The following is a 16,446-nucleotide window of genomic DNA, read 5'->3' on the forward strand; positions in this document are numbered from 1 at the left end:
CAAACTGCCAGTCTTTCTACAGCGCCATTTACAGTGTCACCTACAATACCGCAATATACCTGATCTTATGAAAAAACCGCACGAGCGAACCCGTGCGGCGAAATAAAGTTTCTGGAATCCAGATCCTAGTTCTGCATGATCTCCCCACAGTTCTTGTAGAAGGCAAGACGCCGCTTCGCATCAGCTTCCGCGGCAGCGAACAACTCGTCCGCTTGAGCAGGATTGGCCTTGTACAGAGATGTGTAGCGAGTCTCACTCTTGATGAACTGCTGATAGTCAGAGGAAGGATCCTTGGCATCCCAACTGAACCGCTTCCCTGCCTCCGCAGCGGGATTGAAGCGATAAAGAGGCCAGTAGCCGGATTCAACCGCCTGCTTCTGGATTACTTGGGTATAACGCATGTTGATACCATGGTTGATACACGGAGCATACGCAAAGATAATTGAAGGGCCATCATAGGCGACAGCTTCCTGAATGGCTTTCTGGGCATGCATGCGGTTTGCACCCAAAGAGATGGACGCGACATACACATGACCATAGCTCATGCACATGAGTCCCATGTTCTTCTTGCCCACCTTCTTGCCAGCCGCAGCGAACTTGGCTACAGCTCCAATGGGAGTAGCCTTGGAAGCCTGTCCGCCTGTATTGGAATACACCTCGGTATCGAGTACCAGGATATTGACATTCTTGCCGCTTGCAACGACATGGTCAACGCCACCGTACCCAATGTCATATGCCCATCCGTCACCGCCAATGATGAAGACAGTCTTGTCAGCAAAGTAATCCTGTAGCTCGACAATCTTCTCCAGCAACGTCCGAGCCTCACCCGTGGCGGCCTTGAGCGCGGCAGGCAGCAAAGCCTGGGTTTCGCTCTGGGCATCCAAGGAAGCCTGGGTAGCATCGCCCCACAGCTCCAGGTTTTTCCGGAGAGCCGCGTCCAGTTCGGAGGCAGTCCCCAGCTCAAGAAGCTTCTCAATCTTCAGCTTGAGGAGAGTGCGGTTGCTTTCGACGGCAAGACGCATACCCAGACCATATTCGGCGTTATCCTCGAAAAGGGAATTTCCCCAGGCCGGTCCGCGTCCGTCCGCCCTCTTGGTATAAGGAGTCGTCGGGAAAGTACCGGAATAGATGGAAGAACATCCGGTTGCATTGGCGGTAATCATTCTCTCTCCACAAACCTGAGTGACCATCTTGACATATGGAGTCTCACCACAGCCTGCGCATGCACCGGAGAACTCGAACAACGGTTGCTTGAACTGCAAACCCTTCAACGTCGTGACGGAAACCCCGTCAAGGACATCATAGGGCAGCTCTTCAAAGAACTCGGAATACTTCCGTTCCCCTCTCTCACGCTCCACATCAATGGGGCTGAACTCAAGGGCTTTGGTCTTGGCAGGACACGTCTCAATGCACACGCCACACCCTTGGCAGTCTTCGGTATAAATCTGAATCTTGAACTGGAGGTTCTTGTCATTCTTGGTGTTGGACTTGAGGGTGATGAATCCTTCCGGAGCATCCGCCAGAAGCGCGGGATCAATCTGCTTGGCGCGAATGGCAGCGTGAGGGCAGGATTGTACGCACTGGTTACACTGGATGCAGCTCTCGGCAATCCAATGGGGGATGAACGGAGCGACGCCACGCTTTTCCAGCTTGGCGGTTCCCGTGGGCAGGGAGCCGTCGTAAGACATCTTGGACACCGGAATGTCATTGCCTTTCAGATGCATCACTGGTTCAATGATGTCCTTGGCAAAGTCATCAGCATCATCGGCGATCAGCTTGGGAGCCACGAAGCTCTTGGTGATCGATGCGGGCACAGTGACCTGATGCAGGGCAGCGCTGGCGCCGTCTACCGCAGCCCAGTTCATCTTGACCACATCCTCACCCTTCTTGATGAAAGTCTTCTTGATGTAGTTCTTGATCAGCTCGATGGCTTCCGCCTCAGGCAAGACATTCGATATTTTGAAGAACGCAGCCTGCATGACCGTATTGATGCGGGAACCAAGTCCGACTTCCTGGGCAATCTTCAGGGCATTGATGTTGAAGAACTTGATTTTCCGACCAATGATGATTTCCTGGTCATGACGGGTCAGATGCTCGAATACTTCCTCGGAAGGAATCTGGCTGTTCAAAAGGAACACCCCGCCTTCCTTGAGAGGCCCCAGCATGTCATAACGACCGATGTACGCCGGATTGTGACAGGCAACGAAATCAGCGCGGTCAATCAGCCACGGCATGTCCAGCCGTCCCTTGCCAAAACGCAAATGGGAAATGGTGATGCCGCCGGATTTCTTTGAATCATAAGAGAAATATGCCTGGGCATTGAAGTCGGTATTGTCACCGATAATCTTGATGGAGTTCTTATTGGCGCCGACAGTACCGTCGGATCCGAGCCCCCAGAACATGCATGATACAACACCCTTGGGTACGACATCGACATGTCCGGCGACCGGAATGGAACGCTTGGTTACATCATCAATGATGCCGACGGTGAAATCATGGAAAGCGGAACCTGCCAGATGGTCGAACACGGCGGAAGCATGGGTAGGCGTGAAATCCTTGCTGGACAGGCCGTACCTGCCGCCGATTACTTTGATGCCGTCCCGACCTTCCTGGCTGAGAGCGGTGATCACATCCTGGTACAAAGGCTCTCCCAAAGCTCCCGGCTCCTTCGTGCGATCAAGGACGGCTATGCGTTTGACGCTCTTGGGCAGGGCGGCAATGAAATGCCTGGCACTGAATGGGCGGTACAAGCGAACCTTGAGGAGACCTGTCTTCTTTCCCTTCTTGTTCAGGTAGTCAACGACCCACTCGAAAGTATCGGCGGCACTACCCATGACAATCACCACGTCAGTGGCTTCGGGATCCCCGACATAATCAAACAGGTGGTACGCCCTGCCGGTCAGCGCGGCAACCTTGTCCATGTACTCCTGGACAATCGCGGGAACCGCTTCATAATAGGGGTTTACCGTCTCGCGTCCCTGGAAATAGACATCTTCGTTCTGGGCGGCGACCTTCAGACGGGGATGCTCCGGACGCTGGGCACGGGAACGGAAGCGTTCGATGTATTCAGGTTCGACGAGAGGCAGGATGTCTTCATAGGAAATCTCCTCGACCTTCTGGACTTCATGGGAAGTCCGAAAGCCATCAAAGAAACTGAGGAAAGGAACCTGTGTCTTCAGCGTCGCAAGATGAGCGACCAGAGCCATGTCCATTGTTTCCTGGATGCTGGACGCCGCAGTCATGGCAAAACCAGTGTTGCGGCAGGCCATGACATCAGAATGGTCGCCGAAGATGGAGAGCGACTGCGCGGCAAGTGAGCGGGCTGACACATGGAAAACAGTCGGCGTCATCTCTCCCGCAATCTTGTACATGTTAGGAATCATAAGCAGAAGCCCCTGCGAGGCCGTGAACGTCGTGGTCATGGCTCCGGCGGCAAGCGCGCCGTGGACGGCTCCGGCTGCTCCGGCTTCTGATTGCATCTCGATAAGATCGACCTTCTTGCCCCAGAGATTCTCACGGCCACTGCTGGCCCAGGAATCAGCGTATTCTCCCATGGGGGACGAGGGGGTAATCGGATAAATCGCAGCGACTTCACTGAAAGCATACGCAATATGCGCCGCAGCGGTATTCCCGTCGATAGTAACCATCTTTTTCGTACTCATTGTTCACTCCATTATTTTTTTGCAGGCAACAAAGAGTGTCGCCTGCTCTACAATGATCCCTGGAGCCAGTTTGGGGAAAAACCGGACAGAAACACTCCATATGACATCCTAGTCCAAAGACATGCGGCTTTCAACCTTAAACTTACAAAAGGGCATCATAAACCCTATCCTTGCAAGCCAACTAAATATCTTTTAAGGACACATTGCAGAATGCGGAAAGAAGGCGCACCAGTTCATTGAAATCAAAGAGGCTTGCCGTGCTTTCATGGGAATGAGCGTATCGTACCGGTACGCCGGTGACTACAGCGGGAATCCCGCGCTGTGCCACGGAAAGCTTGACCGCATCAGTGCCGCCGCCCTTGCGCACCGCTTCCTGCACCTGTATCCCCTGGGCATGCGCAATCCCACGCAACAGGTCAAGGACTCCCCGATGCCCTATATGAGTCGGGTCAAAAATACGCACATGGGCTCCCTTGCCCCGCCGTGTCTGAGCAATCGCCGGGCCGCCGGGCATATCGTCAGCAGGGGCTCCTTCAACGATTATCGCTGCATCCCCATCCAGATAGTTCGCCACTACGCCTGCCCCTCTGGTTCCGACTTCTTCCTGCACGGTGAAGGCCAGGATGACAGTAGATACAGGTCTTTTTCCGTCTTGGGTGAGAGCATATGCCAGTTCGATGAGCGCAGCGACACCGATGCGGTCATCCATCGCCTTGCCCATCATCACCCCGGTTTCCCGTACCCAGGTGAACGATGCTTCGGGTACGACGATGTCCCCCCTGCGGATGCCAAAGATTTCCTCGACATCCTTGTCAGATGAGGCTCCGACATCAACGAACAGATCATCGAGGGAAGGAACGGACGGAGGAGCCCCCTTTGGCTGGAAGTGAGGCGATAGCTGGCCGATTACTCCATGGTGACGTTTCCCGTCACGGGTGATTATAGTCACTGGAGAAGATGGGAGCGTAACAGGATTCCATCCACCAATGGCGACCAGACGCAGAAAACCGCCCTTCTCCACGACATCCACAAGGAAGCCTACCTCATCCTGATGCGCGGCAAAAATAACTCGCCCGTTTCCGGGGTCGGTTCCCTTGATGGTCATGATGATGTTGCCGACGGCATCTTCTTCCACCTGGTCAACCCGTGAGCCGATCATATCCTTGATGATAGTGCCGACTTCCTTTTCAAAGCCGGATATGCCACTCGCCTGAACGAGCCGTCCAATACGCTCTACGACAATTGCGTCGCTGTCCATCATTCTGCCTCCATCCTTTCCCTGCGCAAGGTGAAATGCCTACGGCAATCACTCCGTGCGGTTTTGCCGTACTCGTGTTGTCCGCACGTACGCATCCCAATCATACTCCAATAACAGGGAAAAGAAAATGATGGAAGGATGCACGGCTCCCCGCGCATCCCCGTGGAAACTCCCGCAGAAACATCAGACAAACATCACAGACGGACAGGATTGCAGGGAAAATCCTGGACAAAGGGGAACATAGGCTCAGGAAGATTCCTGTAAGGAAGGCGCGTGAATATTTCGTTTGAACTTCCGTCCGTCAAGGCCATGATGGAGGAGCGGGCTATAGCGCGTATCTCCGGTTCCAGATATCCCAGCTTGACGATTATCAATTTCCTTTTCTCCGGCTCCACTCCCAGCGCACGCATCATGTCGGGATCATAGCAGCCTACATGGGCGCTGGTCACAACCACATCCACCCCTCCGACATCAAGCAAAGCCAAATCAGCATTATGGGCATCCGGCCATGATGCTACGGTTGCCTTGACCGTTGCATCGACTACGAGAGGTGTGCTGGTACGGGTGTCGAACGCCGCTCCCAGCCTACAGGAAATGACAGCTCCTGAACCGGCCTGGAGCGCTTGCCGACAAACGGCGGGGTCATAGAAACCCTGATAGACCACGGGAGGATCCAGTGATGTGAGGCGGGAATCAGCAAGGATCATCTTCAGGAAGTTCGTCACATCCTGTGAAGAACCGGCGGTCGGATTGTCTCCTGAGTCAGAGATAACGACAGGCCACATCCCCTTGCCGATATATTCCAGGGCGCCATCAAGTGCTTCCCGCGGCTCCCTGGTGTCATTGTAGAAATGAAAGTCCTTGCGGATATCCCAGAAGCGACGAGCCAACGTGATTGCCTCATCGTCCGCCTGTTCCTGACTTTCCTCCGTCACGACCAAGGCGGTGACTCCGTTCTCCGGTACATCCGCCCACGGGAAACCAAGAAGGATGGAAGCCGCCATGATGCCTTGTTTCTTTTCGAGGTTCCTCACATGGGTCATGAAGGAGAGCATGGGTTCAACGCTCGTCTCACTCTGCTCCCCGGCAATCAGTACAGGAATCTTATAGGCTGCCATCCGGGGTTTCAAGCCTTCTTCAAGCGTCCTTATGGTCATCTTTGCCGCATGGATTCCTGTCTCCAGGGTATCCGTATGCGGAGCGCATTTATACCCGACGAAACCGTTCACATTCCGTACCATCGCCTCTGTCATGGTCGCATGCATGTCCAGGGAAGAAAACAAAGGGATGTCAGGATAGACCGTGCGGATGGAAGAAAGGAGATCCCCTTCCGCCTCTCCCAAGCCATGAACCCGCATGGAGCCGTGGAGTGAAAGGCAGATGGCATCCAGTTTACCCGCTGAGCGTACCGCCGCCATCAATTCTTCTTTCAGCTTTTCGTAATGCGTCCTGTCCCATTCCCCGTTGGGAACTGCCCTGGCGAGCAGCGTGGGGACGACTTCATATCCCGCTTCCATGAGAGTGGTGACAATGCCCGTAATGCTGCTTTGTCCTTTCTGCTTGAGTATTTCATCGCCTCTCAGCACCCAGATATCAGATGGTCCGGTCAGGATGGGATTAAAGGTATCCGATTCATGATGCAGGCCGCCGACCAATACGCGTTTCATACGTTTTTCCCTCCACAGATGATTGCCATGCTCCAAATTTCTACGCTCCAAATTTCTACGCCCCAAGGACACTTTTCAATTGATGTGAATCAGTGCGGGAAAGGGAGAACTCAGGTTGCCTGAGCGTGCCTCCCATGTAGATATGCCCCGGCCGCCATGTCATCCGGCTTTCAGTTTCCTGAGGAAGGAACACATGGTATTCACACGCGTTTATTGCCTTGTGCATGCGGGCAAAATTTCTTTCTGTCAGCCCGCATCCGGGCATGACAATGATCTTCTCCCCCGCTTCCCTCACCAAGTCGGCCAAAACTTCTTTTCCTTCCGGGACGGTAGCCTCGCCTCCGCTGGTAAGGACTCTGTCCACCCCCAGGGTAATCAGCGTCTGGAGCGATGCGTGGATGTCGCGGCTCATGTCAAAGGCGCGATGGAACGTGACGCCCATGGGACGCGCCATGGCAATGAGCTGCGCCGTGCGGTCATAATCAATAACGGCATCAGGTGTCAATATCCCGAAAACCACGGCATCAGCCCCTTCCTCACGGAAAACATGGATGTCTTCCTTCATGATGTCAAATTCCGCCTGGCTGTAGCAGAAATCTCCTCCGCGGGGACGGATCATCACATTGATGACTATTCTCTCCGTGCTACGCCGGGCAATGCGGAAGGCCCCTGGTGTGGGAGTCAGCCCCCCCTCGAAAAGATCGGAACACAACTCGACCCGATGCGCCCCAGCTTGTTCCGCGATTACCACGGATTCCGCTGATTCAAGGCAAACCTCTATCAGTGGTTTTGTATTTTTGTCCATAGAGCCTCGCTTCCCCTTCTCACGCGCAACGCAATTATTTCATTCAATGAATAAATTGAGTCTATCCTGACTCTCCTGTTCCGTCAACTTATTTTCAGCGCTTCCTTTTCTTTGGTTTGTCACGCGTCTTTCATTCAGGATGTCTGCGTTTCTGCCCTTGTGTTTTGATTACCTCTCCGGGTTCCTTCCGGGTTCCTTCCTGTCCGTTCCAATTGTTTCCTGAATCTTTTTGCCCTATACTGGTTTCATGACGACGCTTGACCAGACATGGGTTCCCTTCAACAATCTCATGCTCAGACATATCTACAATGTCCTGCTGATTTGCAGCGACTACGACCGTTTCCTCATTGAGGAGGATGGACGGGTCGAGGAAGAATTGTACCATGAGTATACCCAGCTCGGTTTGAGCAATCCGCCGAAGATTACTCATGCCCCCGATGCTGAAAGCGCGCTTGTCCTTTTGGAGAACCGCCCTTTTGAACTTGTCATCACCATGCTGGACATTGGGCCGGAAAAGATGGACGACCTTGCCTTGGGCATCAAGTCCCGCTATCCGGACATGCCGGTGATAGCCCTGTCGCCCTCTCCCGGTCATCACAGGAACAAGAGCCTGAAACACGCATCAGGCAAGAGTTTTGACTATGTATTCTACTGGCAAGGCAATCCTTCCATATTCCTTGCCATGGTCAAGCTGGTCGAGGATGCCATGAACGCGCCGCATGATACGTCAGTCGCTGATGTTCCGGTCATCCTTCTTGTTGAAGACTCAGTCCGATATTATTCCTCGTTCCTTCCTCTCCTGTATACGTCGTTGATCACAGAGAACCGTACCAGCATCCTGGAGGCGCTCAATACATGGGGACGCACTCTCCGAATGCGCGGACGACCCAAGATTCTGTTGGCCAGGACGTATGAGGATGCCTATGGGCTGTATGAAAAATACCGGCACGCCATGCTGGGTGTCATCAGTGATGTTGATTTTCATTGTGATGGACAACCTAATCCCAATGCCGGGTTGGTTCTGTGCAGAAGCATACGGGAAAACAGTCCGGATCTGCCCTTCCTCCTACAGAGTACACGGGATGATGTGCGGGAAAAAGCGGAAGACGCCGGCGCGACTTTCCTGTGGAAGCGGGATCCTTCTCTTGTCGCCGAGCTGCGGATGTACATGAGGCGGGAATATGGCTTCGGACCCTTCGTCTTCCGCGATCCCTCTACCGGCGCGGTGGTGGCGCAGGCGGAGACCATGAAGGATCTGCAACATCTGCTTCCATCAATTCCTGATGACTCGTTTGCCTGGCACTGCCGGCGCAACGATATCTCAAAGTGGCTCCGTTCCCAGAGTCTCTACCGTCTGGCGACCAAAATCAAGACACGCACTTTAGGCTCCTATGATTCAGTCCGTGATGAGAAGCTCAGGGTTGCATCGATCATCAAGGACTACAGGATGGAACGGAACAAAGGGGTCATAGCCCAGTTCAGTCCGTCATCCTTTGACGAGACAAGTTATTTCACCCGCATAGGGAGGGGTTCACTGGGAGGAAAAGGCCGTGGTCTTGCTTTCATTGACATGGAACTGCGTTCAAGCGGCATAGTAGAAAACTATCCCAGGATGTCCGTCTCCATTCCACGCACTATCGTGATAGCCACGGACATCTATGAGCAGTTCATAGAACAGCATTGCCTGCATGAAATGGCATATGGTTCCTATAGTGACCATGAGATACTGGAAACTTTCCTTTCCCACCCGTTGCCATCACGTCTGACGAACGACCTTCAGGCAATATTGAAAATCCTTGATGCTCCCTTGTCGATACGTTCTTCATCTTTGCTGGAGGATTCGTATTCACAGCCTTTTGCCGGGGTATACCAGACGTGCATGATTGCCAATAGGGGGAGCGAACAGGAACGGTTTGATGAGCTTTCCCAGGCTGTCCGATGCGTATGGGCGTCGGTCTTCTTCTCAAAGGCCAGGGAATACCTGGCTGCGACGAATCATGTCCCAGAAGAAGAAAAGATGGCCGTCATCATCCAGAATATCGTGGGAGCCGCTTACGGGGACTATTGGTATCCTCATGTTTCAGGCGTGGCCAGATCGTTGAATTTCTATCCGCTTCCCGGTGAGTCTCCCCATGACGGCATTGGAGCCATTGCATTCGGTTTCGGAAAATCAGTCGTTGACGGGGAAGTTTCCTTCCGGTTTTCACCACGTCATCCCCACCGACCGGTGAACAACCTGGATGGAGCGGCACGAAGTTCGCAGGAAGCGTTTTACGCACTGGCTCTCAATAAGCCGTTCAATCCCATTTCCGGCAATCACGATAATCTTCTCCTTCTTCCCCTGTCGTGGGCGGCAGAGAATCATCCCCGGAGTCTTGCGGCCATTGCGTCAACGTATGACGGTGACACGGGAGAGATCAGCGAGAGTTTCATGTCACGGGGTACAAAGGTCATCACGTTCAACGGCATCCTTAAATATGATGCGTTTCCTCTTGCCTCAATCGTCCACGATGTTCTGGAGCTGGGGACACGAGCAATGAACGGGTCTGTCGAAATTGAGTTTGCCATGAATCTGTCTCCTTTGCGGGAGATGCCTGAGTTCAGTCTGCTCCAGATCAGGCCGATTGTGGCAGGGAGCGAGAATGAGGATGTGGCCATTGATGATGAGGACAGGAAAAAAGCCGTCATCCATTCCCGTGCGGTCATGGGCAATGGCCGCATAGAACATGTCCGTAACATCATCATGATTAAACCGGGTTCCTTTGACACCACACGCACCATGGAGATGGTAAGGGAGCTTCGGGAACTCAACGCATCCTTCTCCCGCACTGATGGTGATTATGTCCTGGTAGTCGCCGGTCGGCTGGGTTCCAGTGATCCGTGGTTGGGGATTCCCGCTGTCTGGTCGGATATTTCCCAGGCACGTGTCATTGTGGAAACTGGTCTGCCCTCCATCCATGTCGAACCGAGCCAAGGGACGCATTTCTTCCAGAACATCACCAGCTTTGGCACTGTCTACATGACGGTCAATCCTTCTTTCGGGGATGGAACGTGCGACTTTACTGCTCTTTCTTCCCTTCCCCGAATCAGGGAAACCGAGTATTTCCTCCATGTTCAATCCTCCGCCGACCTTGATATCCGTGTCAAAGGCCGGGATCAGGAAGGCGTGGTACTGTTGCCATAGGGGCAGTGCCAATCAACAACAGAGTACTGGTATTTCAATTCATTTTGTCATCAGCGCAGCATCGAACGCGATTGATGATGGTTCAAAGTTGATTTTTTTCACATACGCACAACTTTCCGTCGCGCCAAATTCCCGTTCCATGCCGGAATCTTCCCATTCCACCGACAAAGGCCCTGCATATCCTGCCTCGTTCAAAACACGGATGATACCATCAAAATCAACATCGCCATGCCCGACCGAAACAAAATTCCATGCTCTCCGGCTGTCTCCGAACGGTAGGAATGAACCAAGTATGCCAGCATTCTCATGCTTGTTCATCTTCACATCCTTCATATGGACATGATAGATGCGGTCGGCAAAATCCCTGGCGAACGTGACCTCGTTCACACCCTGCCATACCAAATGGCTGGGATCAAAATTCAACCCCAACGCGGGACGTCTGTCAAAGACAGAAAGAAGCCTCCGTGTCGTATAATAGTCAAAAGCTATCTCCGTTGGATGCACTTCAAGGGCAAACAGAACGCCTTGCTCATCAAACACATCAAAGATAGGCGTCCACAGTTCTTTTATGAGCTGGAAACCATGTTCAATCATTGCCTCTGATGTCTGCGGATATGAATACCATCGCGCCCAGATGGGAGACCCGGTGAACCCCGTGACCACCTTCACCCCGAAAAGAGCCGCCGCCCGTGCCGTGTCCTTCATTTCCCCGATGGCCCATTCACGGATTTCCCGTGGCTTTCCGGCAAGGCGGGACGGAGCAAAATTATCAAGGCGTTCATCGTACAGGTCGCCGACACATTGCCCGGTCAGGTGCGCGGAAATTGCCCGGCACTCCAGCCCGTTATCTGACAAAACTTTCTTCACATAAGGGATGTAGGAAGAATCCGAAAGAGCTTTTTGAACATTGAAATGAGCATGCGTTGCCAACTCAAGTCCTTCATACCCCATCTTACGAGCCAAGACACAGAGTTTCTCAAGAGAAAGATCTCCAAATTGACCGGATGCCAATGTTATTAATCGTGACATGATTCACCCCTTCTCATGATTCAAAAGCAACAGGCTTTCCCGTACGCGCCGATTCATACATGCAGTCAACAATCTTCATCAGGAGCAAAGCCTGGTCAGGAGTATTCAGAGCCTCTGCCTTTCCTTCGATTGCCCGGATGAAATTGATTGCGTTGGCGACCCGGCCCATGGATTCTTCACGCGGAACGACTATTGAACGATTGACCTGAAGCCCATTTTCTTCTGTAAAAAGCATGCAGGAGTCATGGCTGGTAGCATCAATTCCATCTTGGTCAAAAACCCTCTCAATCTTTGCCCCGGCTTTCTGTCCCTGGAATGTGACCGAAGCGACTTCCCGTTCCACCATCTCTGCCCATGCGGTACGGACACTCAGGCACTGACCGGAAGAAAACGTGATGAATGCGTGGCAGGCACTTTCAACATCCATCCGCCCATCCTTGACATCGGCGAATCCCCAAGGGCCTTTGAATGCGGGATTCCCCATGAAGTCGTCAAAGGTACTTGCCATGATGTATGCCGGTTGTGGATATTCCATAAGATACAATGCCAAGTCCAGCATATGGATGAGATCAATGACCGGACCGCCGCCTGACATGTCCTTGCGCGTGAACCATCCGCCGAACCCTGGGATTCCGGCACGTCTCACCCATACCGCTTGGGCAGAATTGATACGTCCCGCTTCTCCGCCGCGGATATACTTCATGATTGCCTGGGATTCAGTACGTGCGCGATTATTAAAATCAAACATGAGTCTTTTTTCTGAAGAACGCGCAGCCACGGCCATCTTTGCCATTTCTCCGGCATTCAGCGCGGGAGGTTTTTCACAATAGACATGGAGAGAATGATTCAAAGCCTCGACCGCCAGGGGCATATGGAACCTGTTGGGAGTCGCAATGGAAACAGCCGCCACATCCGCACAGAGTTTCAGCCCTTCATCCAACGTCGTACATGCGTGGGTTATTGCATGTCTCCTGCTGAAAGCGGATGCCCTGTCCAAATCCGCGTCAATGATGAGGGCAACTTCTGCCCCTGCTTTACGGAAACCTTCCACATGGTATTCCGCCATGCCTCCGGCTCCGATGATTCCTACTTTCATCTTGTTGCCCATCCCCCTGCTCTCCCTGTTCCTACTTGTTCTTTCTCTTGCTTTGAGCCAAGACCGCGACAATGATGATGATTCCTTGAACCAAACCATTGAGGAAGGGAGGGACATTCGCCATGATGAGGACCGTATGGATGATTCTCAGCATGAGTATGCCCAGGAAAGTTCCGATGATCTTTCCTTTCCCCCCATCCATCGACGTACCGCCTATCGCGACCGCTGCAATGGCGTCCATTTCATATCCGCTTCCTGCGCTGGCGGCCTGGATTGAAGTAAGACGGCTCGCCAAAAGAAACGCCGCCAAACCGTACAATGTCCCGGCATACATGAATATCAAAGCCTTGACGCGATCGACGCTGATGCCAGACAGTCGTGCCGCCTGCTGATTGGAACCTACCGCATAGACATATCGCCCGAATTTCGTCTTGCTCATGAGAAGCGCGGTAATGACGGAAATGATAATCAAAAATATCATCAAGTGAGGGATGCCCAAAATGCGTCCGGCGGCGACATTACGGAACCCCTGATACATTGCCGGGCTGACGGTGAACGGGCCTCCTTGTCCCAACTGGTTGATGACCGAACGCCAGGCGCTCATGGTCGCCAGGGTGACAATGAAGGGCGCTATGCCACCTTTTGTCACCAACAGGCCATTGATGGTACCGACCAGCAGTCCTCCGACCAGACAGAACAATAAGGCAACCAGCAGGCTTCCGCTTGAATTGAGAACCACGACGCCCAGACCGGAAAGCAAGGCGACGGAAGATCCGGTGGACAAGTCTATCATACCTGCGGAGATGACCAAGCTCATTCCCATGGCACAGATTCCCACGATTGCCCCTTGGACAAACAAGTTCGTCAGATTGCTCCAGGACAAAAAGGCGGGACTCACGACTATGGCTACTACGAACAAAAAGACAAAACTCAGCCAATGGCTGTAATTATTCGTTATCTCATGCCACAATTCTTTTTTATTACTAAAATCAATTATCGGATGTTTCACGTAGATTCCCCCTGAATGCTCCCTGTTGAATATTCCATGACCTTGACCTCGCTCAACTCCGTGCGGTTCAGGATTCCTGATATCCTGCCTTTATACATGATCAGGCACCTGTCGGCGATTTGATGTATTTCAGGATATTCATTACTGAACACAATGATTGACTTGCCACTTTTCGCCATGTCGTCAATCAGCTCATAGATGGCGAACTTGGTTCCGACATCGATACCTTGGGTAGGATTGTCCATGATATAGACATCCGCATCTATTTCCAGCCATTTGCCAATGATGACTTTCTGTTGGTTTCCTCCGGATAAGGATGTGATGGGATTGCTTTGGGAACCAGACCTGATATCCATTTTCAGCTTGTTCCGTTCAAATCTCTCACTTTCTTCCTTATCAGAAATGAACAATTTCTTATGTTTGACCGTGAAGTATGCCAAGGATGTATTATCCCGGATGCTTAGATCCGGCAATATGCCGCGTTCCTTTCTGTTGCGCGGAACCATCCCGACACCATTGCGCATGAACTGCTTGATTGTTCTCCCGTGCAGAGCCTGCCCGTGCAGCATGATTTCTCCGGCAGTCAGCGGACTTGCGCCGAACAGAGCCATGGCCAACTCATTTGTGCCGGATCCCTGTAATCCGGTGATAAAAAGAATTTCATTCTTGTACAAGTCGAACGTCACATCATGAAATGCCTGTCCGCGAAGGCCCTTCACCGCCATGACGACTGAATCTTCTACGAAAGAAGGTTGCCCTTCCTTGATATTCCTGTCGATGTGAACCTTGCCGATCAGAAGTTCCGTGGCTCGGTGGACATCAATATCCCGGAATCTTCCGGTTTCTATGAATTCTCCATCCCGCAGGACAGTGTACTTGTCACAGATGGCAAACAATTCCGGCATCTTGTGGGAGATATAGATGAAGCTCACTCCCTGGCCTTTTAATTCCCTCATGATGGAAAATAAGTTTTCAATCTCTTGGTTATTCAGCGCTGTCGTCGGTTCATCCATGATGATCAGCTCAGATTGGAACAACAGGGCACGCGCAATTTCAACAAGTTGCTTCTGCGCCGTCTCCAGCCCGTCTACATTCGCATTGGCGTCAATCGGAGCTTTCATGCTGTCAAGCACCGCCTGCGCCCGTTGTATCTGCGTCTTTTTGTCAACGATGAATTTCTTTTTTGTCAGCTCCTCTCCCAGGAACATGTTCTCATAGACCTTCAGGTCATTGCAGAGGTTCAATTCCTGATGGATGAACCGGATTTTCAAATTCATCGCCTTCATGGGAGTCATATTGCTGACTTCCTCGCCATTGAGAAAAATATGGCCTGAGTCGGGAGGGAAAGTTCCCGCCAGTATGTTCATCAATGTTGTTTTCCCAGCACCGTTCTCACCCAAGATGCCATGCACTTCACCTTGCCCGACATGCAAGGAGACTCCTTTCAGAGCCTGGACTGAGCCGAATGCTTTAGAAATATCCTGCATATCGAGAATCATCATTGCCTCGCTTCATGACATTCTGCCCACCCATGTGACGGATGGGCAGTTGTGTCTGGAGTATGGTCTAAAGACTGTAACGTGTCGTATACAAGTCGCCCTGCATGTACGCTTTGTAATTTGTCTTGTCAATCATTTCGGTAGGAACCTTGTATTCCTTCTGGAGAGTCTCTCCCTGAAGAACCTTTACGCCGAGATCGACGGCATCCCTGACCATGGACGGGGAGAACGTGTACGTCATGAACTCAATTCCTGTAAGCCCGGAATTTTCAAACAGCTTCATGAAGCCTTCTCCGGCGGAAACGCCTGTGATAAGCCTTATGTTAATCTTGGCAGGTCCGCGGTAGTTTTTCAACGCCTCAACGAGACCGAATACTATTTCGTCATCATGGGTGAAGATAGCCTTGATTGACTCGATTTCAGCAACACTCTTTGTATTCAGATAGTTTTCCATCTGTTCCATGGAAGTCTGCTGGCTCCAGTTCGTCACAAAAGATTGAACCACCGTGAATTTCGGATCAACCGTGCTCAAGAAGCCATTTGTCCTTTCCATGGGTACGGTAGAAGAATCTCCCTTGAACTCAAGATAGTTTACTTTTCCTTGTGCCAGTTCAGCTTTGAAGTATTCATTGAAATACCGCCCAACCCCCTCGCCGATGGCTACATTGTCTCCGGAAATCTCGGCGTTCGGAACCAAGCCTTCAATGAAGCGGTCATAAACGACAAGCGGTACACCGGCATCCATGACGGACTGGGCGGCACTGCGCAATTCGTCACCGGTCACAGGCCACAGAACTATGACGCCCGGCTTCATTCCCAGAATAGTTTCAACGGCATTGCTCTGCTCCCCGGATTCAGCGGCGGTCATGAACCGGTAATCATAGCCATATTGCGCAGAAACTTTCTTTACGTGCGCTTCAGCATGCTGGATGGATTCCGCGGTGAATCCGTGGTCGGCACTGGGTGTGACGACTCCTATTAATTTCTTTCCTGCTTCTTTTGTTCCACCGGCAAAAATCATACCGGCAACAAGCATCACCATGATAAGAACCAATGCAAATTTTTTCATCTCAACCTCCTAAAATTTCCCTGGCATAGGCCAACTCCATGTTTGAGAGTATATCTTTCCGAAAATCTGTCAATCATTTTCTTTTTATATTTCAATATAGAAATACATAATTATTTATTATAAATATAATTACTTGTATTTTTCTCATGAGAAAATTTTTCATAACAA

10 protein-coding genes are annotated in these 16,446 nt (G+C 51.8%); 1 reads left to right on the forward strand and 9 read right to left on the reverse strand.

What is annotated here, in order from left to right; genetic code table 11:
- Positions 1-125 precede the first annotated feature (125 nt).
- The 4 genes from nifJ to SPICO_RS09220 all read right to left on the reverse strand — a co-directional run bounded on the left by nifJ (position 126) and on the right by SPICO_RS09220 (position 7,392).
- The gene (gene nifJ / locus SPICO_RS09205; RefSeq protein ID WP_013740396.1) at positions 126-3,662 is read right to left on the reverse strand and encodes a pyruvate:ferredoxin (flavodoxin) oxidoreductase; all 3,537 of its coding nucleotides are present in this window, start codon (positions 3,660-3,662) and stop codon (positions 126-128) included.
- 181 nt (positions 3,663-3,843) lie between these two features.
- Positions 3,844-4,923 carry a M42 family metallopeptidase gene (locus SPICO_RS09210; protein ID WP_052295870.1) on the reverse strand — a complete coding sequence of 360 codons (1,080 nt, stop codon included), beginning with the start codon at positions 4,921-4,923 and terminating at the stop codon, positions 3,844-3,846.
- 191 nt (positions 4,924-5,114) lie between these two features.
- Positions 5,115-6,587: a M81 family metallopeptidase gene (locus tag SPICO_RS09215; RefSeq protein WP_013740398.1), complete on the reverse strand. Its 1,473-nt coding sequence runs from the start codon at positions 6,585-6,587 to the stop codon at positions 5,115-5,117.
- Between the two features lie 55 nt (positions 6,588-6,642).
- Positions 6,643-7,392: a copper homeostasis protein CutC gene (locus SPICO_RS09220; RefSeq protein ID WP_013740399.1), complete on the reverse strand. Its 750-nt coding sequence runs from the start codon at positions 7,390-7,392 to the stop codon at positions 6,643-6,645.
- Between the two features lie 247 nt (positions 7,393-7,639).
- Between SPICO_RS09220 and SPICO_RS09225 the strand changes: the two genes are divergently transcribed.
- Complete coding sequence (locus SPICO_RS09225; RefSeq protein ID WP_013740400.1) at positions 7,640-10,576, forward strand: PEP/pyruvate-binding domain-containing protein; 2,937 nt, start codon at positions 7,640-7,642, stop codon at positions 10,574-10,576.
- A gap of 39 nt (positions 10,577-10,615) precedes the next feature.
- On the opposite strand, the gene SPICO_RS09230 is transcribed toward SPICO_RS09225, so the two are convergent.
- The 5 genes from SPICO_RS09230 to SPICO_RS09250 all read right to left on the reverse strand — a co-directional run bounded on the left by SPICO_RS09230 (position 10,616) and on the right by SPICO_RS09250 (position 16,278).
- The gene (locus SPICO_RS09230; RefSeq protein ID WP_013740401.1) at positions 10,616-11,605 is read right to left on the reverse strand and encodes a sugar phosphate isomerase/epimerase family protein; all 990 of its coding nucleotides are present in this window, start codon (positions 11,603-11,605) and stop codon (positions 10,616-10,618) included.
- A gap of 13 nt (positions 11,606-11,618) precedes the next feature.
- Entirely contained in the window at positions 11,619-12,713 is a 1,095-nt protein-coding gene (locus SPICO_RS09235) for a Gfo/Idh/MocA family protein (RefSeq protein ID WP_013740402.1), read from the reverse strand.
- A gap of 19 nt (positions 12,714-12,732) precedes the next feature.
- Positions 12,733-13,710 carry an ABC transporter permease gene (locus tag SPICO_RS09240; RefSeq protein WP_013740403.1) on the reverse strand — a complete coding sequence of 326 codons (978 nt, stop codon included), beginning with the start codon at positions 13,708-13,710 and terminating at the stop codon, positions 12,733-12,735.
- Complete coding sequence (locus SPICO_RS09245) at positions 13,707-15,212, reverse strand: sugar ABC transporter ATP-binding protein (RefSeq protein ID WP_245523201.1); 1,506 nt, start codon at positions 15,210-15,212, stop codon at positions 13,707-13,709. The genes SPICO_RS09240 and SPICO_RS09245 overlap by 4 nt, the downstream gene beginning before the upstream one ends.
- A 64-nt stretch (positions 15,213-15,276) precedes the next feature.
- The gene (locus SPICO_RS09250; RefSeq protein WP_013740405.1) at positions 15,277-16,278 is read right to left on the reverse strand and encodes a sugar ABC transporter substrate-binding protein; all 1,002 of its coding nucleotides are present in this window, start codon (positions 16,276-16,278) and stop codon (positions 15,277-15,279) included.
- Positions 16,279-16,446: the final 168 nt, after the last annotated feature.

The sequence above is a fragment of the Parasphaerochaeta coccoides DSM 17374 genome, assembly GCF_000208385.1.
Classification (GTDB): domain Bacteria; phylum Spirochaetota; class Spirochaetia; order Sphaerochaetales; family Sphaerochaetaceae; genus Parasphaerochaeta; species Parasphaerochaeta coccoides.